Annotated in this window: 24 protein-coding genes; 14 read left to right on the top strand and 10 right to left on the bottom strand. The window is 73.0% G+C overall.

Annotated features, from left to right (window positions below):
• Positions 1-55 precede the first annotated feature (55 nt).
• The 5 genes from QUG98_RS09000 to QUG98_RS08980 all read left to right on the top strand — a co-directional run bounded on the left by QUG98_RS09000 (position 56) and on the right by QUG98_RS08980 (position 5,210).
• The gene (locus tag QUG98_RS09000; RefSeq protein ID WP_289470221.1) at positions 56-1,579 is read left to right on the top strand and encodes an ABC transporter substrate-binding protein; all 1,524 of its coding nucleotides are present in this window, start codon (positions 56-58) and stop codon (positions 1,577-1,579) included.
• Between the two features lie 97 nt (positions 1,580-1,676).
• Positions 1,677-2,630: an ABC transporter permease gene (locus tag QUG98_RS08995; RefSeq protein WP_137767499.1), complete on the top strand. Its 954-nt coding sequence runs from the start codon at positions 1,677-1,679 to the stop codon at positions 2,628-2,630.
• Entirely contained in the window at positions 2,627-3,622 is a 996-nt protein-coding gene (locus tag QUG98_RS08990; RefSeq protein ID WP_289470220.1) for an ABC transporter permease, read from the top strand. The genes QUG98_RS08995 and QUG98_RS08990 overlap by 4 nt, the downstream gene beginning before the upstream one ends.
• Positions 3,619-4,431, top strand: a complete 813-nt coding sequence (locus tag QUG98_RS08985) for an ABC transporter ATP-binding protein (protein ID WP_289470219.1) — start codon at positions 3,619-3,621, stop codon at positions 4,429-4,431. The genes QUG98_RS08990 and QUG98_RS08985 overlap by 4 nt, the downstream gene beginning before the upstream one ends.
• Positions 4,428-5,210 carry an ABC transporter ATP-binding protein gene (locus tag QUG98_RS08980; RefSeq protein ID WP_289470218.1) on the top strand — a complete coding sequence of 261 codons (783 nt, stop codon included), beginning with the start codon at positions 4,428-4,430 and terminating at the stop codon, positions 5,208-5,210. The genes QUG98_RS08985 and QUG98_RS08980 overlap by 4 nt, the downstream gene beginning before the upstream one ends.
• 348 nt (positions 5,211-5,558) lie before the next feature.
• On the opposite strand, the gene QUG98_RS08975 is transcribed toward QUG98_RS08980, so the two are convergent.
• Both QUG98_RS08975 and QUG98_RS08970 read right to left on the bottom strand, forming a co-directional pair.
• Positions 5,559-6,998 carry an amidase gene (locus QUG98_RS08975; RefSeq protein WP_289470217.1) on the bottom strand — a complete coding sequence of 480 codons (1,440 nt, stop codon included), beginning with the start codon at positions 6,996-6,998 and terminating at the stop codon, positions 5,559-5,561.
• 11 nt (positions 6,999-7,009) lie between these two features.
• The gene (locus QUG98_RS08970; protein ID WP_289470216.1) at positions 7,010-7,924 is read right to left on the bottom strand and encodes an NmrA family NAD(P)-binding protein; all 915 of its coding nucleotides are present in this window, start codon (positions 7,922-7,924) and stop codon (positions 7,010-7,012) included.
• Positions 7,925-8,045: 121 nt separating this feature from the next.
• On the opposite strand from QUG98_RS08970, the gene QUG98_RS08965 reads away from it, so the two are divergent.
• The 3 genes from QUG98_RS08965 to QUG98_RS08955 are packed head-to-tail and all read left to right on the top strand — an operon-like array spanning position 8,046 to position 11,060.
• Complete coding sequence (locus QUG98_RS08965; protein WP_289470215.1) at positions 8,046-9,029, top strand: CPBP family intramembrane glutamic endopeptidase; 984 nt, start codon at positions 8,046-8,048, stop codon at positions 9,027-9,029.
• Positions 9,016-10,395, top strand: a complete 1,380-nt coding sequence (locus tag QUG98_RS08960) for a sensor histidine kinase (protein WP_289470214.1) — start codon at positions 9,016-9,018, stop codon at positions 10,393-10,395. The genes QUG98_RS08965 and QUG98_RS08960 overlap by 14 nt, the downstream gene beginning before the upstream one ends.
• Positions 10,392-11,060, top strand: coding sequence for a response regulator (locus QUG98_RS08955; protein ID WP_224441178.1), 669 nt, complete (start codon positions 10,392-10,394; stop codon positions 11,058-11,060). The genes QUG98_RS08960 and QUG98_RS08955 overlap by 4 nt, the downstream gene beginning before the upstream one ends.
• A gap of 8 nt (positions 11,061-11,068) precedes the next feature.
• On the opposite strand, the gene QUG98_RS08950 is transcribed toward QUG98_RS08955, so the two are convergent.
• Genes QUG98_RS08950 through QUG98_RS08940 form a run of 3 tightly spaced genes read right to left on the bottom strand, consistent with a single transcriptional unit; the run spans position 11,069 to position 13,199 of the window.
• On the bottom strand, positions 11,069-11,884 hold the full coding sequence (locus QUG98_RS08950; RefSeq protein WP_289470213.1) for an ornithine carbamoyltransferase: 816 nt from the start codon (positions 11,882-11,884) through the stop codon (positions 11,069-11,071).
• 20 nt (positions 11,885-11,904) lie between these two features.
• Positions 11,905-12,606 (bottom strand): HAD family hydrolase, encoded by a 702-nt coding sequence (locus QUG98_RS08945; RefSeq protein WP_289470212.1) that lies wholly within the window; start codon positions 12,604-12,606, stop codon positions 11,905-11,907.
• Positions 12,603-13,199 (bottom strand): NAD(P)H-dependent oxidoreductase, encoded by a 597-nt coding sequence (locus QUG98_RS08940; protein WP_289470211.1) that lies wholly within the window; start codon positions 13,197-13,199, stop codon positions 12,603-12,605. The genes QUG98_RS08945 and QUG98_RS08940 overlap by 4 nt, the downstream gene beginning before the upstream one ends.
• Positions 13,200-13,309: 110 nt before the next feature.
• Here QUG98_RS08940 and QUG98_RS08935 point away from each other — a divergent pair, with 110 nt between their 5' ends.
• Positions 13,310-13,840: a GNAT family N-acetyltransferase gene (locus QUG98_RS08935; RefSeq protein ID WP_289470210.1), complete on the top strand. Its 531-nt coding sequence runs from the start codon at positions 13,310-13,312 to the stop codon at positions 13,838-13,840.
• 74 nt (positions 13,841-13,914) lie between these two features.
• On the opposite strand, the gene QUG98_RS08930 is transcribed toward QUG98_RS08935, so the two are convergent.
• Entirely contained in the window at positions 13,915-14,073 is a 159-nt protein-coding gene (locus tag QUG98_RS08930) for a hypothetical protein (protein ID WP_289470209.1), read from the bottom strand.
• Positions 14,074-14,158: 85 nt separating this feature from the next.
• Here QUG98_RS08930 and QUG98_RS08925 point away from each other — a divergent pair, with 85 nt between their 5' ends.
• On the top strand, positions 14,159-14,566 hold the full coding sequence (locus tag QUG98_RS08925; protein ID WP_289470208.1) for an SRPBCC family protein: 408 nt from the start codon (positions 14,159-14,161) through the stop codon (positions 14,564-14,566).
• Positions 14,567-14,703: 137 nt separating this feature from the next.
• Here the strand turns inward: QUG98_RS08925 and QUG98_RS08920 are convergent, their stop codons facing one another.
• The gene (locus tag QUG98_RS08920; RefSeq protein WP_289470207.1) at positions 14,704-15,567 is read right to left on the bottom strand and encodes a 3-hydroxyacyl-CoA dehydrogenase family protein; all 864 of its coding nucleotides are present in this window, start codon (positions 15,565-15,567) and stop codon (positions 14,704-14,706) included.
• Between the two features lie 77 nt (positions 15,568-15,644).
• Here QUG98_RS08920 and QUG98_RS08915 point away from each other — a divergent pair, with 77 nt between their 5' ends.
• The 3 genes from QUG98_RS08915 to QUG98_RS08905 all read left to right on the top strand — a co-directional run bounded on the left by QUG98_RS08915 (position 15,645) and on the right by QUG98_RS08905 (position 18,797).
• Complete coding sequence (locus QUG98_RS08915; RefSeq protein WP_289470206.1) at positions 15,645-16,397, top strand: acetoacetate decarboxylase; 753 nt, start codon at positions 15,645-15,647, stop codon at positions 16,395-16,397.
• 9 nt (positions 16,398-16,406) lie between these two features.
• Positions 16,407-17,060 carry a TetR/AcrR family transcriptional regulator gene (locus QUG98_RS08910; RefSeq protein ID WP_289470205.1) on the top strand — a complete coding sequence of 218 codons (654 nt, stop codon included), beginning with the start codon at positions 16,407-16,409 and terminating at the stop codon, positions 17,058-17,060.
• Between the two features lie 72 nt (positions 17,061-17,132).
• Positions 17,133-18,797: an ABC-F family ATP-binding cassette domain-containing protein gene (locus QUG98_RS08905; RefSeq protein ID WP_289470204.1), complete on the top strand. Its 1,665-nt coding sequence runs from the start codon at positions 17,133-17,135 to the stop codon at positions 18,795-18,797.
• A 123-nt stretch (positions 18,798-18,920) separates the two neighbouring features.
• On the opposite strand, the gene QUG98_RS08900 is transcribed toward QUG98_RS08905, so the two are convergent.
• The 3 genes from QUG98_RS08900 to QUG98_RS08890 form a co-directional block, all read right to left on the bottom strand.
• A complete protein-coding gene (locus QUG98_RS08900; RefSeq protein ID WP_289470203.1) occupies positions 18,921-19,637 on the bottom strand; it encodes a DUF6584 family protein in 717 nt (238 codons plus the stop codon).
• Positions 19,638-19,732: 95 nt separating this feature from the next.
• Positions 19,733-20,152: a DUF4304 domain-containing protein gene (locus QUG98_RS08895; protein ID WP_289470202.1), complete on the bottom strand. Its 420-nt coding sequence runs from the start codon at positions 20,150-20,152 to the stop codon at positions 19,733-19,735.
• A 19-nt stretch (positions 20,153-20,171) separates the two neighbouring features.
• Positions 20,172-20,750, bottom strand: a complete 579-nt coding sequence (locus QUG98_RS08890; protein WP_289470200.1) for a hypothetical protein — start codon at positions 20,748-20,750, stop codon at positions 20,172-20,174.
• A 94-nt stretch (positions 20,751-20,844) separates the two neighbouring features.
• Here QUG98_RS08890 and QUG98_RS08885 point away from each other — a divergent pair, with 94 nt between their 5' ends.
• On the top strand, positions 20,845-21,759 hold the full coding sequence (locus QUG98_RS08885) for a L,D-transpeptidase (RefSeq protein ID WP_289470199.1): 915 nt from the start codon (positions 20,845-20,847) through the stop codon (positions 21,757-21,759).
• Positions 21,760-21,762 lie beyond the last annotated feature (3 nt).

The following is a 21,762-nucleotide window of genomic DNA, read 5'->3' as shown; positions in this document are numbered from 1 at the left end:
TCCCCGCGCGATGCGACGACCGTCGCCCCCACGCGCCCGGAAGGAACCCACACCCATGAGTCCGCTCCTCCCCCGACGCGGCAGCCGTACGGCGCGCGTCGCACTGGCCGCCACCGCGGTCGCCGTCGCCTCGGCCCTGACGCTCACCGCCTGCTCCGGCTCGGACAGCAGCGACCGCGGCGGCGACGACGCCACCGTGCGCGTCGGTCTCGTCCTCGAACCCACGAGCCTCGACATCCGCACGCAGTCCGGCGCCGCACTCGACCAGGTGCTCATCGACAACGTGTACCAGGGCCTGGTCGGACGGACCGCGGACGGGGAGATCCGCGACGTGCTGGCGTCGGGGCACGAGGTGTCGGCGGACGGGAAGACCTACACGTTCACGCTGCGCGAGGGCACCACCTTCCAGGACGGCAAGCCGGTCACCGCCGCCGACGTCGTCTGGTCGCTGCAGCAGGCCAAGGACAACACGTCGTACGTCGACTCGGCGAAGCTCGCCGGGGTCACGTCGATCACGTCGCCGTCGGAGGGCGTCGTCGAGCTGCAGCTCGCCCAGCCGGACTCCGACCTGCTCTTCTCCCTGACCGGCCGTGCCGGGCTCGTGCTCGAGCAGGCCGCGAAGAACGACCTGTCCGACAGCGCCAACGGCACCGGACCGTACGAGGTGTCCTCCTGGAAGCAGGGCGACTCGCTCACCTTCAGCCGCAACGACGACTACTGGGGCACCGAGCCGAAGGTCGCGAAGATCGTGTTCCGGTACATCACCGATCCGTCGACGGCCGTGAACGCGATGGCGAACGGCGACCTCGACGTCTTGAACCCCGTCGACGGCACCCTCGCGAGCCAGTTGCAGGGCAACCAGGACATCACACTGCACCGCGGCAAGACGACCGACAAGTACACGCTCGCGTTCAACGACGCCCGGGCGCCGTTCACGGACAAGCGGGTGCGGCAGGCGATCCGGCAGGCGATCGACCCGAAGGCGCTCATCAAGGCCATCGGTGGCACCGGCGTCGAGCAGGGCGGCCCCATCCCCGAGCTCGACCCCGGGTACCAGGACCTGACGTCGATCGACGCGTACGACCCCGACAACGCGAAGAGGCTCCTGGCCGAGGCCGGGCAGTCCGACCTCGACCTGACCCTGACCTACGCCAACGTGTACCCGGCGACCATCGGCGACGTGCTGAAGTCGCAGCTCGCCGAGGTCGGCATCACGCTGAAGGTCGAACGGGTCGACTTCGCCACGTGGCTCGACCAGGTGTTCAAGAAGAAGGACTTCCAGCTCTCGATGGTCGACCACGTCGAGGCCCGGGACTTCGGGAACTGGGCGAACCCGGACTACTACTTCGGGTACGACAACCCGGAGGTGCAGCGGCTCTACGCCGAGTCGATCGCAGCGACGTCGCAGACCGAGAAGGAGCAGGCCCTCCGCGAGGCCGCCCGGATCGTCAGCGAGGACGCCGCCGGCGAGTGGCTGTACACGGCGACGGAGATCACCGCCGTGCGGAAGGGCGTGACCGGGTTCCCCGTCGACGGCGGCAACTCGCGCCTCGACCTGGCCGGGCTGGCGGTCCGGTGACCTCGGCCCGCGATGGCGCCGCGGGCCCGTCCCGTGTCGGGGCGCCGTCCGGCGCTGCGGTCCGGGCTCGCGCCGCCGCCCCCGTAGCATCGGACGCGTGACCCGGTTCCTCGTCGGGCGACTGCTGCTGCTCGTCGTCGGCCTGCTCGTGGCGAGCATCATCGTGTTCGCCACGCTGCGCGTGCTGCCCGGCGACGTCGCCCAGATCGTCGCCGGCACCCAGTCGACGCCGGCGCAGGTCGAGCAGCTCCGGCAGCAGCTCGGCCTCGACCGGCCCGTCGTCGTGCAGTACCTCGACTGGATCGGGGGCGTGCTACGCGGCGACCTCGGCCGGTCGCTCGTGACGAACGGCGCCGTGGGACCGGAGATCGCGCAGAAGCTCGCCGTCACGCTGCCGCTCGCGGGGATGTCCCTGGTGGCCGCCCTCGTGCTCGGTGTCCCGCTCGGCGTGCTCGCCGCGGTGCTCCGTCGCCGAGCCGGCGGTGCGGTGATCGGTTTCGTCGCCCAGGCGGTCGCGGCGGTCCCCGTGGTCTGGGCCGGCATGCTCCTCATCGCGCTGTTCGCCGTCACGCTGCACTGGCTGCCGACGCAGGGCTTCCCGCTCGACGGGTGGGACGAACCCGGACGGGCGTTCTCGTCGCTCGTGCTCCCCGCGCTCACGATCGGTGCCGTCGAGGGCGCCGTGATCCTGCGCTTCACCCGCTCCGCCACCCTCGCCGTGCTCGACGCCGACCACGTCCGCACCGCGGCGGCGATCGGCCTCACCCGGACGCGCGCGCTCCTGCGGCACGGCCTGCCGTCGGTGGCCCTCACCGTGCTGGCGGTCCTCGGCGTGCAGATCGCCGGCCTCCTGGTGGGGGCGGTCGTCGTCGAGCAACTGTTCTCGCTCCCCGGGGTCGGGCGCATGCTCGTCACCGACGTCGGACGACGCGACATCACGAAGGTGCAGTCGGAGCTCCTCGTGCTCACGGGGCTGGTGCTGGTCGTCGGCTTCGCGGTCGACGTCGTGCACCGCGCGCTCGACCCCCGGCAGCGGGAGGTGGGCGAGTGATCCGCCGCATCGTCTCCCGACCGACCGGGTGCTTCGCCGTCGTGGTGCTCGCGCTCCTCGTCGTGCTCGCCGCGGTCTCGCTGCTCTGGACGCCCCAGGACCCGTTCCGTGCCGACCCGTTCCGGCAGTGGGCGGCGCCGAGCCCGGCGCACTGGTTCGGCACCGACGCCTCGGGCCGGGACATCGCCAGCTACCTGCTGGCCGGCACCAGGACGACCCTGCTCGTCGCGGTCGGGTCCGGCGTGGTCGCGAGTGTCGTCGGCATCGTCCTGACGGCGATCGGCTCGCTGACCACGAGGTGGGTCCGCGAGGGCACCGCCGTGCTCCTCGACATCCTCGTCGCGTTCCCCACGCTGCTGACCGCGATGCTCCTGACGGCGGTGTTCGGCGGGTCGCTGGGCATCGTCGTGGTGAGCGTCGGCCTGTCCTTCGGCGTGACGATCGCCCGCGTCGCCCGCGGTGAGATTCGCCGCATCGCCCGGAGCGACTACGTCGTCGCTGCCCGGGCCTCCGGCGTGGGACCCCTCGGCGTGCTCACCCGGCACCTGGTGCCGAACGCGGCGCCGCTGTTCACCGTGCAGCTCTCGCTCGCGATGGCGACGGCGGTCCTCGCCGAGGCCGGCCTGTCCTACCTGGGCTACGGCGCCGGGTCGGACACCGCGTCGTGGGGCAACCTGCTCGCGGACCTGCAGACGTACATCGGCGTGCACCCGTGGAGCGCGACCTGGCCGGGCGCCGCGATCGCCCTCGTGGTGGCCGCGCTCTCGCTGCTCGGCGACGCCGTGCGCGACGCGTCCGACCCGCGCCTGACCACCGGCGACCGGCCCAGCGGGGACCGCGACACCGGCGACCGGTCCAGCGGGGACCGCGACACCGGCGACCGGGCCACCGGCGATCGGCCCAGCGGAGACCGGCCCAGCGGAGACCGAGCCGCCGACGACCGGACGGTCGCCGACGACGGCACGACCACGACCCCGGGGGTGACGGCGTGAGCGACCAGCGGACCGGACGCGACGGTCTCGAGGTGACCGGACTGTCGGTCCGCATCGCGGGCCGGACGGTGCTCGACGACGTGACGTTCACCGTGCCTCCAGGCCGCCGCGTCGGCGTCATCGGCGCCTCCGGGTCCGGGAAGTCGATGACCTCGCTCGCCCTGATGGGCCTCGAACCGACCGGTGCTGAGGTGCGCGGGAGCATCCGCCTCGACGGCACCGAGCTCGTCGGCCTGCGGGACCGCGAGCGCGCACGGCACCGCGGATCCGGCATCGGAATGGTGTTCCAGGAACCCGGGACCGCCCTCGACCCGCTCCGCCGGGTCGGCGCGCAGGTCGCGGAGCCGCTCCGACTGCACCGTGGCCTGGACCGCCGTGCGGCCGCCACCGCCGCGGTCGCGCTGGCGGACGCCGTCGGGCTGCCCGACCCCGCGGCGCTGCTCCGGCAGTACCCGCACCAGCTGTCCGGCGGGCAGCGGCAGCGCATCTGCATCGCGATGGCGATGGCCGGTTCCCCCGCGTACCTCGTCGCCGACGAACCGACGACCGCGCTCGACGTCACGACCGAGGCGCGGATCCTCGAGCTCTTCGAACGGCTCTCGACCGAGCGCGGCACGGGGATGCTCTTCGTGACGCACGACCTCGCGGTGCTCGCACGGATCGCCGACACGGCCGTCGTGCTCGACCACGGCCGGGTCGTGGAACAGGGGTCCGTCCGCTCGCTGCTCGACGCCCCGCAGCACCCGGCGACGGCGGCCCTCGTCGACGCCGCGCGTGCCACCGCCCGCAGCACCGGAGGCCCCGCATGACCGACGCGCTGCACGCCAGCGGACTCCACCGCACCTACCGCCTCCCGCGGCGCGGACCCTTCGAGCCGGGTCCCGTGCGGACCGCCGTCGACGGGGTCGACCTGACGGTCGTCTCCGGCGCTCGGCTCGGGATCGTCGGCGAGTCCGGCTCCGGCAAGTCGACGCTGGTGCGGCTGCTCGCCGGCCTGGAGGCCCCCACCGCCGGCACCGTGTCGGCCGGCGGTCGACCCGTGGTCGCGTCGGCATCCGCACGTGCGATGCGCTGGTTCCGTCGCGAGACCGGGGTGGTGTTCCAGGACCCGTACGCGTCCCTCGACCCGAGGATGCGCGTCGGGACGATCGTCGCCGAGCCGCTCCGTGCGCTGCAGGTGCCCGGGGATCACCGAGCACTCGTGGCCTCGGTGCTGGAGCGCGTCGACCTGCCCGCGGACGCCGCCGACCGGTACCCGCACGAGTTCTCCGGCGGGCAGCGGCAGCGCATCGCGATCGCCCGCGCGGTCGTGCACGCGCCGAGGATCCTGTTCGGGGACGAGCCGATGAGCGCCCTCGACGTGGTGGTCCGTGCCCGCGTGATCGACCTGTTCCGCTCGCTCGCCGACGATCTCGGGCTGACGCTCGTGCTCGTGTCGCACGACATCGGCGTGGTGCAGCGGCTGTGCGACACCGTCGCGGTGCTCTCCGAGGGGCGGATCGTGGAGCAGGGGCCGGTGTCGCTGCTCGACGATCCGCGGCACCCGGTGACGCGGGCGCTCGTGGCGGCGGCGCCGACGCTGCCGTAGCGCGCGGGGGGCTGCGCGCCGTCCGGCGCTCGTGGCTTGCGGCCCGCGGCTCGCGGCCCGTGGCTCGTGGCGCGTGGCGGCGGGTGATGCGACAGGACCGCTGTCCTACGACGACCACGATGTCGAGTCAGTCGCAGGGGACGGCCGGGCTCCGACTCGCACGACAAGACCGCTGTCGTACGACGACCACGATGTCGCGTCAGTCGCAGGGGACGGCCGGGTTCCGACTCGCGCGACAGGACCGCTGTCGTACGACGACCACGGAGTCGCACCGACCGCCGGACCTGCACCAGCCGCCGCAGCCGCGTCGACCCACCCGAGCGGGCCCCGGACGACCTCAGCCCCGCGTCACCACATCGCCGGGTGCCGCCGCTGCCAGCGCAGCCGTCGCTCGAGCTGCGCCCCGATCGCGAGCAGTACCCGCTCCCCACCCGGACGCCCGATCAGCTGCACACCCATCGGCAGCCCGGCACCGTCGGGGTGTCCGTCCTCGGTGACCCCGACCGGCAGCGTGATCGCGGGCAGCCCCGACACGTTCGCCATCGAGGTCCAGGGCGAGTACGCGCACTGCCGCCGGAAGTCCTCCTCGGGGTCGTCGCCGTACCAGCCGAGCGGCCGCGGCGTCAGCGCCAGGGTCGGGGTGAGCACGGCGTCGAAGCGGTCGAAGGCCCGGATGAGCCCGACCGAGAAGGCGTCGAGCGTGGTCATCGCGTCGAGCACCCGGGTCGCCGTCAGGTGCTCGGCGCGCGAGACCAGCCACGCCACGAGCGGGGTGAGCCCGGACAGGTCGATGCCGGGGACGCGGGGCAGCCCGGCGGCGCTCGACTCCCACGCCACCCGGAACGCGTCGGCGTACGGCAGCCGGGGCATCGCGACGTCCTCGACCCCGTGCCCGACCTCGCCGAGCACGCGCACGGCGGTCTCCACGGCGGCCCGGGCGGCGGGGTCGACCACGACGTCGACCGCCTCGTCCCACGGCGACCCGTCGAGCAGCCCCACCACGAACCGTCCCTCACCCCGCACGGCAGCGGCGGTGAAGGGTCCCTCGCCGACCTCGGGTGTGACGAGCGCGTACGGCGACGGTTCCGGCAGCCCGGTCGGTGCGACCAGGGCGTCGAGGAGCATCCCGGCGTCGGCGACGTTCCGGGCGATCGGCCCGGCGACGCTCAGCCCGCCGAGGCCCGACCGGCCGGGCATCGACGGCACCCGGCCGCGACTCGGCTTCAGCCCGACCAGGCCGGTCGCCGCGGCCGGGATGCGCACCGATCCCCCGCCGTCCGTCCCGACGGCCGCCGGCACGAGTCCCGCGGCGACGGCGACGGCGGTGCCGCTCGACGACCCGCCGGGCGCCCGCGTGGTGTCGTACGGGTTCCGCGTCGTACCGAACCGGGTCTCCGAGGACGACGACATGCCGAACTCGGGCGAGGTCGTCTTGCCGAGGCTGATCGTGCCGGCTGCGGCGAGCGCCGCCACCATCGGGTGGTCGGCGGTCGCTGACGTCACCGGCAGCGCGGCGGAGCCGTGGCGGGTGGGGACCCCGGCGCGGTCGTACAGGTCCTTGTCGGCGGTCGGCAGTCCCCACAGCGGCCGTGAGGTCGGGACGAGCGACCCGAGGGCGGACGCTCGTTCCCGGGCGGCGTCGGCGGTGACGGTGACGAACGCGCCGAGTGCGGGGTCGAGGCGCGCGATGCGGGCGAGGTAGTGCTCGGTCACCTCGAGCGCTGTCGCGTCCCCCCGACGGATCCAGTCCCAGAGTTCCTGCGCCGAGAGGTGGTGGAGTTCGAACACGGTCCCCGAGCCTAGGCCTGCAGGTGCGCGGCGAGCACGTCCCGCACCGTCGTCCAGTCGTGCGGCCCGGAGCGGTCGTTCGCGACGTGGTGGAGTTCGGCCTCGCCGCTGAACATGCTGACGAAGTACTGCATCCCCTGCCAGGCGGGGAACGGCTCGCTGTCGTCGGCCGTCGAGAGGCGTCGCCCGATGCGGGCCATGGCGGAGAGGGTCCCCGCGGTCCCGGCCCACTGCGTGCGGAACCGGGTGCCGGTCAGCCGTGACAGGGTGTCGGCGACGCTCCGCGCGGTGACCCGGTCCCCGGCGACCTCGACGACGCGCGGGGTGTCCGGGTCCAGGGCGACGCGTGCGGTGACCCAGGCGGTGTCGTCCTTCGTGGTGAAGTCGAGCACCTGGTCGGGGGACGACCAGTACAGGACGGTCCGACGGTCGAACAGGATCATCGGCGCCTGGCCGGTGAGCATGTCGGTGAAGGCGCCGTTCAGCACCGAGGTCGCGCGGATCGGCGCGGCGTCGAGGGTCGCGGCGAACTCGCGGCGCAGCTCGAAGTTCCGGTTGGTGCCGGGGGTGATCGCCCGGTAGTCCGCCGAGTAGTCGGACGGCACGAAGCGGGGCACCCCGGCGTCGACCGCTGCCCGGAGCAGGGCGGTCTGCGCGTCCACGATCACCGACCGCGTGCCGCTCAGGGCGGAGACGACGACGTCCACCCCGGCGAGCGCCGTCACGAGCCGGTCGTGGTCGTCGTAGTCGGCCGCGGAGACCGAGACGCGGTCGGAGCGTCGGGTGAGCCGGTCGGCCGCTGGTCCGGTGGCCGATCGGCTGAGGGCACGGACGCGGACGTCGGGGTCGGCGGCGAGGAGTGCGTCGACGATGCGGGAGCCGAGGTCCCCGGTGGCGCCGGCGACGAGGACGGTGCTGCTGGTCATGCACCCGACGCTACGCACGGCCGTCCGGACCCGACCGGGGCTTGCATCCTTGGGTGGAACCCTCGGGGGTGCGTCCCCCCGCCGGTCGTCCCGGCGAGCGGTCGTTCCTAGCGTCGGTGTCATGACGAACACGACCGACGTCCGGCCCGGTGACCGCACCGCTGCCGGCACCACAGCACCCCGTGCGACGGGGATCCGGGGCGTGGTGTCCCGGCACCCCCTCGCCTCCTTCGCCACCCTCGCGCTCGGCCTGAGCTGGCTCGCGTGGGTCCCGTACGTCCTGAGCCCGCACGGCTTGGGCGTGTGGGACCTGCACTTCCCCGAGTTCCTCGGCACCGCGCAGTTCACGGGCATCCTGCCCGGGGCGCTCCTCGGCCCGCTCGGCGGCGCGTTCATCGTGACCGCGCTGGCGGACGGTCGTCCGGGCCTGCGCCGCTGGGTCGGACGGCTCTGGCGCTGGCGCGTGTCCTGGTACTGGTACGCGCTCGCCCTGGTCGGTGTCCCCGCTCTGGTGGTCGTGACCGGGCTGCCGTTCTCCGGCGGTCAGGTGCAGGCGCCGAGCACACTCGCCCTGCTCGCCCTCGTGCCGGGTCTCGTGGTGCAGCTGTTCACCACGGGGCTGTCGGAGGAGCCCGGCTGGCGCGACTTCGCACTCCCCCGACTGCAGGAGCGCTTCGGCCCCCTCGGGGCGGCCGCGGTGCTCGGACCGCTCTGGGCGCTGTGGCACATGCCGCTGTACCTGTCCGACTGGGGTGGGTGGCCCGAGGCGCACTGGTCGGAGCCGCTGGTGTTCGCCCTGTTCACGATCACGTTCAACGTCGTGATGACGTGGGTGTTCAACCGCACCGGTGAGAGCCTGCCGATCGCACTGCTGCTGCACGTCGGGGTGAACAACACGATCTCGACCCTGTGGGCGGACATGTACCCGGGGATGACGGCGGGCACGATGATGCACGGGCTCGCGATCGTCTCGACCGTGGCCGCCGCCGTCCTGCTGCTCGCGACCCGGGGTCGGCTCGGGTACGACCGTCGGCCGGGAGGCACGGATCGCCTCCCCGCACCGGCCTCGGCCCGCCTCGTAGGATCGGACGATGGCACCCGCTGAAGCGAGTGCGGCTCGCGTCGCCGCCGCCCCCCGTCCCGCACGGGAGGTCGACGGCGACCGCCGCACGCGCCGCACCGACGTCCTGGTCGCCGTCGCGACCGCGGTCGTCTCGCTGGGACTCTTCCTCGGCCTGCCGTACCTCGAGGCACTCGACCCCGACGGGTTCGGGGTGCCGATCACGACCCCCGCGGTCGGCGACCCCGCCTGGGTGGTGATGGCGTCCGGGTTCCTCGTGCAGTCGGCGGCCTTGCTCGCCGCGCGCCAGGCCCCTCGGGCAGTCCTGCCCGTGGTCGCGGCCGTCCCCGTCCTCGTGGTCGTCATCACCTCCGGCGGTGACCTGTTCGGCGTCTCCGTGCTCCCCGTCGTCGTGGCGGTCGTCCTCGCTGGCCTGCGGGTGCCGCTCGCCCGGCTGTGGCCGTCGGTCGTCGGCGCGGGGGCGCTCGTGGCCGCGAGCACCGCGGGCAACTGGATCGAGCAGAACGGCGCACTCTCCGGCCACTCACTCGCCGATGCAGTCGTCGGCGCGCTCCCGCAGGGTGTCACGCAGGCCGTCGGCGCGGTGGGGATCCCCCTCGTCGTGACCCTCTTCGTCCGATCCCGTCGCGAGGTCCGGGCCGCACGCGACGCCGAGCTCGAGGCCCGCACGGCCGAGGCGTCGGCGGTCGTCCGGGAGCAGGACGCCCGGGTCGACGCCGCCGTGTCCCGCGAGCGGGCGGCGATGGCCCGGGAGCTGCACGACATCGCCGCGCACCACCTGTCCGGGATCGCCCTCATGTCGGCCGTGATCGACCGGCAGATCGACACCGACCCGGTCGCCGCGCACGAGGGCGTCCGCCAGGTCCGGGAGCAGAGCACCGCCGTGCTCGAGGACCTCCGACGCCTGGTCGGGCTGCTCCGTGACGACGCCCCCGCCGAACGCGCCGTGGAGACCGTCGCGGGGATCGTCGACCTGGTCGAGCGCGCTCGGTACCGGTCCGACGTGCGCCTGGAGGTACTGCCCGGCGAGCACCCGCTCGCGGACGGCGTCGGACCCCTGGCGCAGCTCGCCGCCTACCGCACCGCGCAGGAGGCCCTTGCGAACGCCGCCCTGCACGCCCCGGGCACCGTCGTCACGGTGATGATCGACGACCGCGCCCCCGACCACCTGGAGCTGCACGTGGAGAACACCTCGACACGGGACCTCTCGGAGCAGGCCGGAACAGGCGACGCGGTCCCGGGGAGCCCGGCAGCGGGTGGGAACGGACTGCGTGGCATGCGTGAGCGGGCGGAGCTGGTGGGGGCGCGCCTCCGGACCGGTCCGACGGCCGACGGTGGCTGGTCCGTCGCGCTCGACCTCGGGCGGCAGGCGGCGGAGGTGGCCCCGTGATCCGGGTGCTGGTGGCCGACGACCAACCGCTCGTGCGCGCCGGGGTGTCCGCGCTGCTGGCCGCCGAGCCGGACGTCGACGTCGTGGCGGTCGCTGCTGACGGCGGCGAGGCGCTCGCGCTGGCGCGCAGCACCCGGCCCGACGTCGCGGTCCTCGACATCCGGATGCCGGTCCGGAACGGCATCGAGGTCGCACGGGAGCTCTGCGCGCCGGACGCCGACCCCGCGGTCCCCGTGCTGGTGCTGACGACGTTCGACCTCGACGACCTGGTGTTCGGGGCGCTCGAGGCCGGCGCGTCCGGGTTCCTGCTCAAGGACGCCGAACCGGACGTGATCGTCGACGCCGTGCGCCAGGTCGCGGCGGGGAACGGCACGATCGACCAGAGCCTGACGCGGCGGGTGCTGCGGGAGTTCGTGTCGCGGCGGAGCCTGCAGCCGGTGACGGGTGACCGAGCGTCGGAGGTGCTGACCGCCAGGGAACGGGACGTGCTGCTGCTCCTGGCACAGGGGATGTCGAACGAGGAGATCGCCGCGGCCCTCGTCGTCGAGGTCTCCACGGTGAAGTCGCACCTGGCGCGGATGCTGCCGAAGCTCGGGGTGCGGTCGCGCCTGCAGGCCGTGGTCTGGGCCTACCAGAACCGCGTCGTGGCGGTCCCCGAGGGGTAGCCGCGGCGTCAGGCGAGGCAGTACGCGAGGACCGCCTGCTGCACCGGGAGCAGCGCTCGCTTCGCCCCGTGCCCCACGAACGCCGGACTCGCAACGGCGTCCGCGCTCACCTCACGTCCACGGACGAACGGCGGGCACGGGGCGAAGCGGACGCCGTCGGGAGCGAGCGCCAGGACGTCCGCGGTCACCCGGTAGGGCTCGAGGGCAGCTGCGTGCCGACCGGGTCCGTCGGTCACGACGACGTCCGCGTCGACCATCGCTCCGGCCAGGTCGTCCGTCCACCGCACGTCGGGCGTCGCGAGCCCCTCGGGGCAGCACTGGACCAGGTCGAAGCCGAACAGCCGCGAGGCCTCCGCCCACGCTCGGGCGATGTTGCCGTCCGCGCCGACGAACCGCACCCGCAGGGAACCGACCTCGTGCCCGCGCGTGAGGGCCCAGAGGTCCGCGAGCACCTCGCACGGGTGGTTCTCGCTCGTCATCGCGTTCACGACCGGGACGGCGTCCGCACCGGCGAGCGCCTCGAGGACGGAGAGGTCCGGATGTCGGACCACGAGCACGTCGACGAAGTCCGCCAGGTACCGGGCGACGTCGTCGTGCGCCTCGTCCTTGTCGAGCGACTCCGGCGGGAACACGATCGGCTGGAGGCCGGCGAGCGCCGCGCCCCGCTCGAAGGACGCCCTGGTGCGGAGGCTCGTCGGGGGGAAGAACATGCCCGCGGCCCCGTGCAGCGCCGGGCCGGTCCCCTGCTCGTACGCGCGGGTCAATGCGAACACGGCGTCGGTGTCGTCGGTGGTCCAGTCGTCGAGTCGCAGGAGGTGGCGCACCCCGCCACGCTAGGGGTGCGTCACCGCGGACCCGTCCCCGACTCCCCGCGCAGGGCAGACAGCACGCGGGTCCGGACCACGGCATCGCCGTCGCCGGCCGGGTCGACCAGGACCGCGCGCATCCCGGCAGCGCGTGCACCGGCAACGTCGCGTCGCGGGTCGTCGCCGACGAAGAGACACGCGGTGACGGGGACACCGAGCTCGGCGGCCACCTGCTCGAAGGCGCGCCGGTCCGGCTTCGCCACCCCGATGCGCTCGGACGTGCACACCACGTCGACGAGGTCGCCGAGCCCGGTGACCGCGAGCTTGTCGCGCTGCTGCTCCTCGGTCCCGTCGGTCAGGACACCGACGACCATTCCGAGATCGGCGGCTTCACGGAGGAGCGACGCACTCCCGGGGAACGGCAGCCAGGAGGCGCGGTACGCCGCGAGGTACCGACCGAACAGGACGTCGAGCTCGTCCGGGTCACGCGACGGGTGGATCCCAGCGAGGGACAGGACCTCGACGAGCCTGGCCCGCCGCTGCTCGGCGAAGTCGACGTCACCGCGCCGCCACCGCTCGAAGTGTCGCGCTTCCGCCTCGGCCCAGGCGGCACGCAGGGTCGGCGTCGCAGCGACACCGACGCTTCGGAGGAAGTCGTCCACGGCCCGCGTCGACGCTCCGGCGTGATCGGACAGGGTGCCGTCCAGGTCGAAGACCACGGCACGGACCGGATGGGTCATCCCCGCACCGCGGCGACGACCCGCTCGACCGCGGCCGCGACCGCCCCCTCGCGCACCGCAGGGTCCTCGTGCTCGGACTCGTGGACGAACGCCGTCGCGCCGCGGACCGCGCCGCAGAAGTCCACCACCCCGTGCTCCAGCTGCGTCCGGAGCGCCTGCTCGTACCCGTGCCGCTCGTACACCCCGACGTCGTCGCCGGCGATCGGCACGAGGTGCACCGTGAGCCGCCCGAGCCGTCGGTCGATGCGGCCGTCCGCCCCGACTCCGAACGCCCACCCGTTCACGAACACCCGGTCGAGCCAGCCCTTGAGGAGTGCCGGGAGCGACCACCACCACACCGGGAACACCAGCACGAGGTGCTCGGCCCCGTCGAGACGCGCCTGCTCCGCCGCGACGTCCGGCGCGGGGTCGGTCCCCGTCCGGTAGGTGTGCCGGTCAGCGGCGGTGTACCGCGGGTCGAAGCCCTCGGCGGCGAGGTCTGCGACCGTCACCGGTCCCGCGTCGGCGGCGTCGAGCGCCGTCTGGAGGCGGCGGGCGACGGCGAGCGTCAGCGAGTCGGGGTCCGGGTGGGCGGTCACGATGAGCGTCGACACGGCTCGATCCTGCCAGCAGCGGGTGCACGGACACCGGCGATGCGTCTCGGAGAGCCCGCATCACGATGGCGGTCTGTCCCCTCACCCACGAGCGTCAGGGACAATGCGGTGTGATCTCCGGACTGAACCTCCCCGTCACCGTCACCTCCCGCGACGACGAGGTGCGGCTCCGACGGGCCACGATGGCGGACCTGCATCCGATCATCCGGCTCCTGTCGGACGACCCGATCAGCGCCGGGCGCGGCGACGTCGCGAGTACCGCGGACGAAGTGGCCTACGCGGAGGCGCTGCAGCGCATCATCGATGACTCGAGCAACGATGTGCTCGTGGTGGAAGCGGGCACAGCCGTCATCGGAACGCTGCAGCTGACGATCATCCCCGGGATGGCTCGACGAGGAAGCGCTCGGCTGTTGGTCGAGGCCGTACGCGTCGCCAGCGCACGACGCTCTGCCGGCGTCGGGACGGCCGCGATGCGATGGGTCGTCGAACAGGCCGCGATCGAACTCAGGACTCCGCTGGTGCAGCTCACTTCCGATGCGGCGCGTACTGACGCGCATCGCTTCTACCGCCGTCTCGGCTTCATCGACTCCCACGTCGGCTTCAAGTTCGCCGTGTCATTGCCCGACAGGCCTGCCCAGTGAGCGATCGGCGAACACGGTCCGCCGCCCCGGCGTCGACGAGGCGGGCTCGACGGTCAGACGTCGAGCGTTCACGTTCAGCGCGCGAGTTTGCGCTGCAGGCTCCGCAGCAGTTGCAGAGCGGTAGCGTCTCGGACGCCCGTGGCGGTCTCCCACTCGATGCCGGATCCGACGATGTCGGAAGCGAACACGACTTCTGTGGCAAGCAGGGTCCTGCGCCAGTCGTCGATCGGCATCGGCCCACCTCGGTCGAGGACAGGTCCGACCCTCCGGCTCTGTTCGAAGAAGTCGTGCTCGGACCGGGCGAAGTACGTTGGCTGCATGACCGATGACAGTCTGTCGCTCTCGGTGACGTCAGGAACCTCCGTCGCAGCGGTCTGGTTCGCGCTCACCGACGGGCGCGACAGCTGGTGGCCGGAACTCTCACTGAAGCCGGAGGTCGGCGCCGCAGTGCGTGAGACGTGGACCGAGGACGGGCGGGAGCGGTCCGCCGACGGTCACGTGACGGAAGCAGCCCCACCGAACGCGCTCGGCTTCGTGTGGCAGCAGGCGGCCTGGCCTGCGTCGCTGCACGTTCGGTTCGTCGTCGAGCAGGCCGGTAGCGGCAGTCTCGTGACCGTGAGCGAGGCCGGCTTCGCGCAGCTCCCTGACGGATCGGTCGTCCGGTCAGCACACGAGGACGGTTGGGCGTTCCACCTCACGAACCTGCTGGCCGCCGCATCTCGGTAGCCGGTCGAGCGACGAACAGTCCAGCCCACGCTGGAGGTGGATGCGGCGCCCGGATGCCGCCTGTCCCAGATCCGTTCCGGACGGGAGGCACGGGGCGGTCCGGCACCGTGCCTCCCGTCCGGTGGGTGGTGACGACGTCAGTCGTCGTAGCGGTAGAAACCGCGTCCGGTCTTCACGCCGAGGTGGCCGGCGTCCACGTACTCGCACAGCAGCCGACGCGGCCCCTCGGGCAGGTGCGGGTCCTCGGCTGCGTAGTGCTCCTCGATGTCGAGGACGACGTCGAGGCCGACCTGGTCCATCATCCGGAAGGGCCCTGCCGGTGCACCGCTGTTCACCTGCCACATGGCGTCGACGTCCTCCGGTGTCGAGACGCCGTCGGCGACGACCGCGAGGGCCTCGCGCTTGATGGCGGCCCAGATGCGGTTGAAGATGAACCCGGTCGACTCGCGGCGGGCGAGGAACGGGTGCACGCCGTAGCGGGGCAGGACCTCGAGCAGCAGGTCGATCACGGCGGGGTCGGTCTGGCCGTCGCTCATCAGGTCGACGGCGTTCTGCTGCGGCGGCATGTAGAAGTGCACGTTGAGGACGCGCTCGGGGTGCTGGACCTCGTCGATGACCAGGCGGCTGGCGTACGAGGACGAGTTCGTCGCGAGGATCGTGTCCGCCGCGACGATCGCGTCGAGCCGTCCGGACAGCGGCGTCTTGAGGTCGAGCCGCTCGGGCACGGCCTCGACGACGAGCCACGCGTCGGCCACCGCTGCCTCGAGGTCTTCCTCGCCGCGGACCGACCCCGCGGTCGCACCGTCGCGCGCTGCCACGACCCCGGGCAGGGTCTCCTCGACGTACGCGACCGCGGCGGCTCGGACCTCGTCGGACAGGTCGTGGATGCGGACCTCGGCCCCGCCGCTGGCGAACATCAGGGCGATCCGCCGCCCGAGGGTCCCACCGCCGATCACGGTCACTGGGCGGTCGGCGGTGTCGCGGGGCGGCTGGTAGGGCACGGGGTTCCTGCTCTCGGTCGAGTTCGGTACAGTTCGTATTCGATACAGATCGTATCCGAATTGAGAAGGAGATGCGCATGCGCGCCGACGACGTCCTCCAGCACCTGACCACCCCGCTCGCCGCGCCGGTGTACCCGCTCCGGCCGACCCGCTTCACAGACCGCGAGTACTTCAACGTCGTGTACCGCACCGACCCCGACGCGCTGCGCGCCGTGGTCCCGGAGCCGCTCGAGGTGACCGAGCCGCTCGTCCGGTTCGAGGTCATGAAGATGGGCGAGGTCGACGGGTACGGCCCCTACGTCGAGTCGGGGCAGGCGATCCAGGTCGAGCACGAGGGCGAGCGCGGCGAGTACCTGCACGCGATGTACCTCGACAACTCGGCCGCGACGCTCGCCGGTCGTGAGCTCAGCGCCTACCCGAAGGTGCTCGGCACCCCGGCGCTCCGGGTCGACCAGGGTGCGCTGGTCGGCACCCTCGACCGTGGGACCGAGCGCGTGGCCACCGCGACCATGGCGTACGAGTGGGAGCCGCTCGACCGCGACTCCGCCCTGGCGGAGATCACCGTGCCGACCTTCATGGTGAAGCTCGTCCCGGACCTGCGCACCCAGCGCCACCTGGTGGCCGACCTCGTCCGCACCGAGATCACCGACGTGACCGTGAAGTCGGCGTGGACCGGGCCCGCCCGACTCCAGCTGTTCGCGCACGCACTCGCGCCGATGGCGGACCTGCCGGTGCTCGAGGTCGTCCGGGCGTCGCACATCGTGACGGACCTCACGCTCGCCCCGGTCTGCACCGTGCACGACTACCTGGCCGACGGGGCCTCGGCCTAGCCTGGTGCCGTGACCGAAGCAGCCGCACCGCGCACCGTCCGACGGCGGAGCAGCACCCGGGCGACGCTCATCGCGGCCGCCGACGCGATCTTCCAGGAGACCGGATCGACCTCGGTGAGCGTCGAGGCCGTCGTCGCCCGCGCCGGCTTCACCCGCGGGGCGTTCTACTCGAACTTCCGCACGGTCGACGAGCTGTTCTTCGCGGTCTACGAGCAGCAGGCAGAGGCCGTCTTCGCCGTGCTCGAACACGAGCTCGGGGCGGCCCTCGACGGGCACCCGACGGTCGACGGGGTCGTGCAGGGCGTCGTGCACGGCCTGCCTCCCGAGGACCGCTGGTACGCGATCCGCTCGGTGCTCACCACGCGGGCGCGACACGACCCCGAGGTGAACGCCCTGCTCCGTGCGCACACGGACCGGTTCCACGCGACGCTCCAGCCGCTCCTCGTCGCCGCGCTCGAACGGGCCGGTCGGGTCCCCACCGTCGACCCGGCCCTCTACACGCGGGCGGTGGTCGCGGCGCACGTCGGCGCGGTCAGCCAGAGCGTGCTGTTCGACGGGACGGACGCGGTGCGGGTCGCGGCGGTCGAGGGGTGCATCCTCGGACTCACCCGGCCGACCGACGACGTGGTCGGCGCGGCCGATGGAACCGATCGCCCGGCCTGAACCGCCGACCGACCGACCCGAGCGCCGTCCCGACCGGTCCGAGCTCCGTCCCGACCGTGGGACGATTGCCGGATGACCGCCACGCTCGTCGCCAAGGACCTCGCCGGCGGGTACGCCGCACGCACGCTCTTCGAGGGTCTCGACCTGACCGTCGCCCCGGGTGACGTGATCGGCCTGGTCGGCGTGAACGGTGCGGGCAAGTCCACGCTCCTCCGCCTGCTCGCCGGCGTCGACGAACCCCTCGCCGGCACGGTGTCGACGAACCCGCCGGACGCCTTCGTCGGATGGCTCCCCCAGGAGCACGAGCGGATCGCCGGCGAGACCGTCGCGGCGTACGTCGCCCGCCGCACGGGGTGCGCCGACGCCACCGCCGACATGGACCGCGCCGCCGAGGCCCTCGGCGATCCGGACGCCGGTGACGCCGCGGCCGACCGCTACTCGGCCGCGCTCGAGCGCTGGCTGGCGTCCGGTGCCGCCGACCTCGACGAGCGGCTGCCCGTCGTGCTCGCCGAGCTCGGGCTCGAGGCCACCCCGGACGGGACCGGCGTCGGGCCGGACTCCCGCATGACCGCGCTCTCCGGTGGCCAGGCTGCACGGGTGGGCCTCGCGGCACTGCTGCTCTCCCGGTTCGACGTCGTCCTGCTCGACGAGCCGACGAACGACCTCGACCTGGACGGGCTCGACCGGCTCGAGCAGTTCGTCACGGGGCTTCGCGGCGGTGCGGTGCTCGTCAGCCACGACCGCGAGTTCCTCGCCCGCTCGGTGACGGCCGTCCTCGAGCTCGACCTCGCGCAGTCGTCGCACCGGCTGTTCGGCGGCGGCTACGAGTCGTACCTCGAGGAGCGCGAGATCGCCCGGCAGCACAAGCGCGACGCCTACGACGAGTACGCCGCGACGAAGGCCGACCTCGTCTCCCGTGCACGGACGCAGCGCGAGTGGTCGAGCCAAGGCGTGCGGAACGCCATGAAGAAGAACCCGGACAACGACAAGATCCGTCGGCGGGCAGCCAGCGAGTCGAGCGAGAAGCAGGCGCAGAAGGTCCGGCAGATGGAGTCGCGCATCGCCCGGCTCGACGAGGTCGAGGAGCCCCGCAAGGAGTGGCAGCTCGCGTTCACCATCGGCAGTGCCCCGCGCTCATCGGCGGTCGTCGCGACCCTGTCCGACGCCGTCTACGAGCAGGGGGACTTCACGCTCGGCCCGGTGTCGCTGCAGGTGTCCGGCGGTGACCGGATCGGCATCACCGGCCCGAACGGTGCCGGCAAGTCGACCCTGCTCCGTGCCCTGCTCGGCCGGACGACGCCGACGAGCGGTTCCGCGTCGCTCGGTTCCAGCGTCGCGATCGGCGAGGTCGACCAGGCACGCGCGGCGTTCACCGGTGAGCACCCCCTGGCCGCGGCCTTCGAGGAGCTCGTCCCCGAGATGACCACCGCGGACGTCCGCACCCTGCTCGCGAAGTTCGGGCTGAAGGCGGACCACGTCGGCCGCCCGTCCTCCGCGCTCTCGCCCGGTGAGCGGACCCGTGCCGGCCTCGCGCTGCTGCAGGCACGCGGGGTGAACGTGCTCGTCCTCGACGAACCGACGAACCACCTGGACCTGCCGGCGATCGAACAGCTCGAGCAGGCCCTGGAGTCCTACGACGGCACCCTGCTGCTCGTCACGCACGACCGACGGATGCTCGACACCGTTCGGCTGGACCGCCGCTGGCGGGTCGAGGCGGGTCGCGTCACGGAGGTGTGACGGGACGGACGGGCGCGCCCCGCTCAGCGGCGACGCGAAGCGTTGCGCGGGGCGCGCCGACCGAGCCTGCGAGGGAGGACGATGGCGAGCCCGCCACGGGCCTCCCGTCCGCCCTCGGTGCGGTCAGTGCTCCCAGGCGAACCGGATCACGCCGTCGTGCTCGGTGGCGAGCGCGAGGAGGCGGAGCACGCCGACGAACAGCGCGAGACACGCGGCACCCCAGGCGACCGCGACCCACGGTCGACCTGCGGAGCCCCGCCGGAAGGCCACCATGCCGCTGAAGAGCCCGCAGAACGTCAGGGACAGCAGGGCCGCCCACCGCGCGAAGCCGGTCATCTGCGCGCCGAGGATGCTGCCGCCCCAGACGATCGCCAGCGTCACGAGCCACGAGCACAGGGCGACGATGAGCGCGCCCTCGATCACGTCGCCGAGACGGTCCGCGGACAGATCCGCACCGCGCCACCGCGCGTACGCCTTCTGCTGGAAGACCTTCCGGTAGCGGTCGATCTCCGGCAGCAGCGCAGCAGCCTCAGCCGGCAGGGCCGTTCCCTCGGGCAGCACCAGGAACATCGCCAGTTCCGAGGCGTCGACACCGGAGGCCGCGAAGAGCCGGGCGGCCCGGTCCTGCTCCTCGGGCGTCGTGAGTCCGGGGACCGCGAGACCCCAGCGACCGGCCTGGTCGGGTGCGCCGAGTTCGCGGTACCGCTCGACCAGCGCGAGCCGCACGTCGAGCGCTGCCGGCGCCGCCCGGACGCGGGTGCGCAACGACGCCAGCGCTTCGGCGCGTTCGCCACTCGCCCATCGTTCCGCGGCTCGGTCGATGACCTCGTGATCCTGCACCCGCTCATCCTGGAGCATCAGCGCGCTCGATGTCGCCCGGGTCGGCTGATCGGTCGGTTCGCGCTGCTCGGATGCGAGGAACCGGAGTCACCGCGTCACGCGTAGTGGAAGGCGCGTGCTGCCTCCGCGGAGATCTGCGCGTGACCGAGCAGCTCGTGCCCCTGGGGCGAACGCATGAAGGGAACGGTCAACGTCCGGACGAACGGGATGATCACGTCTTCCGCCAGTGCGGAGAGTTGTCGCTCGAGTTGCGGGTTCTCGTCCAACAGCATGTCCTCCACGTCGTCACGGTCCACCCAGACGTCGAGACGCGTGTAGACATCGGGGTCCCGCCCCCCGTGGGGGTCGTCGAGGTGGAGCCCGATGTTGATGAAGCTCCGTCCCCCGTACCGGGACCGTTGGAGTTCGAGCTCGACCCAGAGTCCCTCCTGGTCGATGAACCACCTCCGGTTCCTCGCCTTCCGGAACCCCGCTGCTCGCAGGCGATCCCGCAGCACCACCTCAGCTGTGATCATCTCGTCATCTCCGCAGTCCTCAGCACAAGAGCGCCGGCCACGTCGACAAGCGCGAGAAGCGAGGGCGTGGCGGTTCGGGCTCATCATCCTCCATCACACGGACCTCCGTGAGCACCGTGACCTCGCTCGTGTCGTACCAGCGGTGCGCGACACCGTCCCGCTCGTCGATGACCACCGTCGTCCGGTCCGCGGGGTCGTGCTCGTGCTCGCACGTCACGAGCAGCCAGTGGCCGTGGATCCGCTGCACCAGGACCGGTGCGAAGCTCGCGGGCGAGCCCCACATCGGCAGGAGCTCCGGGGTGAGCATCCGGACCGGCGGAGCCACCGTGCCGCTGCGGGCGAAGCTGACCTCCAGCGGTCCGTCGACGAAGTGGAGGACGCCCTCCGCGTAGCGGTCGCGGTGACGGTCGCCCTGCCGATCGAACGTCCAGCTCTCGTCGCGCTCGTCCAGGACGAGCTGGAACTGACGCGGCTGCGACGAGCCGCTCCGGGCCGCGGTCACCCCGCGAGCGAATCGTCGAGCAGGTCGCCGCAGCGCTGCGACCTCTCCCCGGAGGATCGGGACGTCGGTCGCGGCCAGGACGGTGTCGAAACGCACGTCCTCATGGTGCACGCTCGCGGCCGCCATGCTGCCAGCGCATCCCGAGGTGCCCTCACGGCCGGGATCTGGTGGACTGTGCGCAGGAGGGGACATGCGACGCAGGACCTGGGGCATCACGATCGGTGCGGTGGCGGCAGCGGCGCTCGCCGCGGTGGGGATCGGCGCGGCCGTGCAGCAGCCGGAGCCCGCGGCCACGATCGCCGCGCAGACCCCGGCGCCGACGCGGACGGCCGCACCGACGCCCACAGCGTCACTGCCGGCGATCCCGGCTGCGGCCTCCGAGGCCGAGCTCGCAGCACTCCCGCTCGCGTACCACGACGCCGTCGTCCCAGAGCTGCTCGACGGCAGCCAGGTGCGCCCGGACAACCGGTGGGAGATCGCCACGCCGAAGCAGCGCCTCGTCGCGCTCTACGCCGACCCCTCGCCGGACGCCCGCCCGGTGGCGACCCTCGCCTCGACGGTGTCCACGATCGAGACGCCCGCCGCGACCGCGGTGTGGGGCCGCTCGGACGGGCAGGACGGCGGGATGGTCCTCGTGTCGACCCCCGCCCGCAACCGCACGCCCGGCGACGGCGGCGACCCGACCGCCCCGAGCGCCACCTTCGCCTGGGCGCGTGCCGCCGACTTCACGATCGCGGCGACCGACCGGATGATCCAGGTCGACGTGGCCGCGTCGACGGTGTCCGTGGTGCACCGGGACGGTTCCGTGTCGGCCTCCGAACCCGCACGGCTCGGCACCCCGGACGACCCGACGCCGACCAGCACCGCCACGTACATCGAGGCCGCCTACGTCGACACCCGGGTGACGTACACGCAGGGCAACCCGATCATCCTGACCGGCGCCCACTCGTCCCGGATCCCGCAGTACGGCGGCAACGCGGCGCTCGCCGCGCTGCACTACTACCCGGACCCCAACGGCAGCTCGCACGGGTGCGTCCGGATCTCCGCCGCGATGACGAAGACCCTGTCCGAGCTACCGGTCGGCACCGCGATCTGGTTCAGCTGACGG

Source organism: Curtobacterium subtropicum, from assembly GCF_030362975.1.
Taxonomy (GTDB): domain Bacteria; phylum Actinomycetota; class Actinomycetes; order Actinomycetales; family Microbacteriaceae; genus Curtobacterium; species Curtobacterium subtropicum.
Note: the sequence above shows the minus strand (reverse complement) of the source record. Positions and strands in the feature narration are given on the sequence as shown.

Coding starts and splice junctions, on each gene's coding strand:
- QUG98_RS09000 (WP_289470221.1), top strand. CDS start 56: ATGAGTCCGCTCCTCCCCCGACGCGGCAGCCGTACGGCGCGCGTCGCA.
- QUG98_RS08980 (WP_289470218.1), top strand. CDS start 4,428: ATGACCGACGCGCTGCACGCCAGCGGACTCCACCGCACCTACCGCCTC.
- QUG98_RS08970 (WP_289470216.1), bottom strand. CDS start 7,924: ATGACCAGCAGCACCGTCCTCGTCGCCGGCGCCACCGGGGACCTCGGC.
- QUG98_RS08965 (WP_289470215.1), top strand. CDS start 8,046: ATGACGAACACGACCGACGTCCGGCCCGGTGACCGCACCGCTGCCGGC.
- QUG98_RS08960 (WP_289470214.1), top strand. CDS start 9,016: ATGGCACCCGCTGAAGCGAGTGCGGCTCGCGTCGCCGCCGCCCCCCGT.
- QUG98_RS08945 (WP_289470212.1), bottom strand. CDS start 12,606: ATGACCCATCCGGTCCGTGCCGTGGTCTTCGACCTGGACGGCACCCTG.
- QUG98_RS08930 (WP_289470209.1), bottom strand. CDS start 14,073: ATGCCGATCGACGACTGGCGCAGGACCCTGCTTGCCACAGAAGTCGTG.
- QUG98_RS08925 (WP_289470208.1), top strand. CDS start 14,159: ATGACCGATGACAGTCTGTCGCTCTCGGTGACGTCAGGAACCTCCGTC.
- QUG98_RS08915 (WP_289470206.1), top strand. CDS start 15,645: ATGCGCGCCGACGACGTCCTCCAGCACCTGACCACCCCGCTCGCCGCG.
- QUG98_RS08905 (WP_289470204.1), top strand. CDS start 17,133: ATGACCGCCACGCTCGTCGCCAAGGACCTCGCCGGCGGGTACGCCGCA.
- QUG98_RS08895 (WP_289470202.1), bottom strand. CDS start 20,152: ATGATCACAGCTGAGGTGGTGCTGCGGGATCGCCTGCGAGCAGCGGGG.
- QUG98_RS08885 (WP_289470199.1), top strand. CDS start 20,845: ATGCGACGCAGGACCTGGGGCATCACGATCGGTGCGGTGGCGGCAGCG.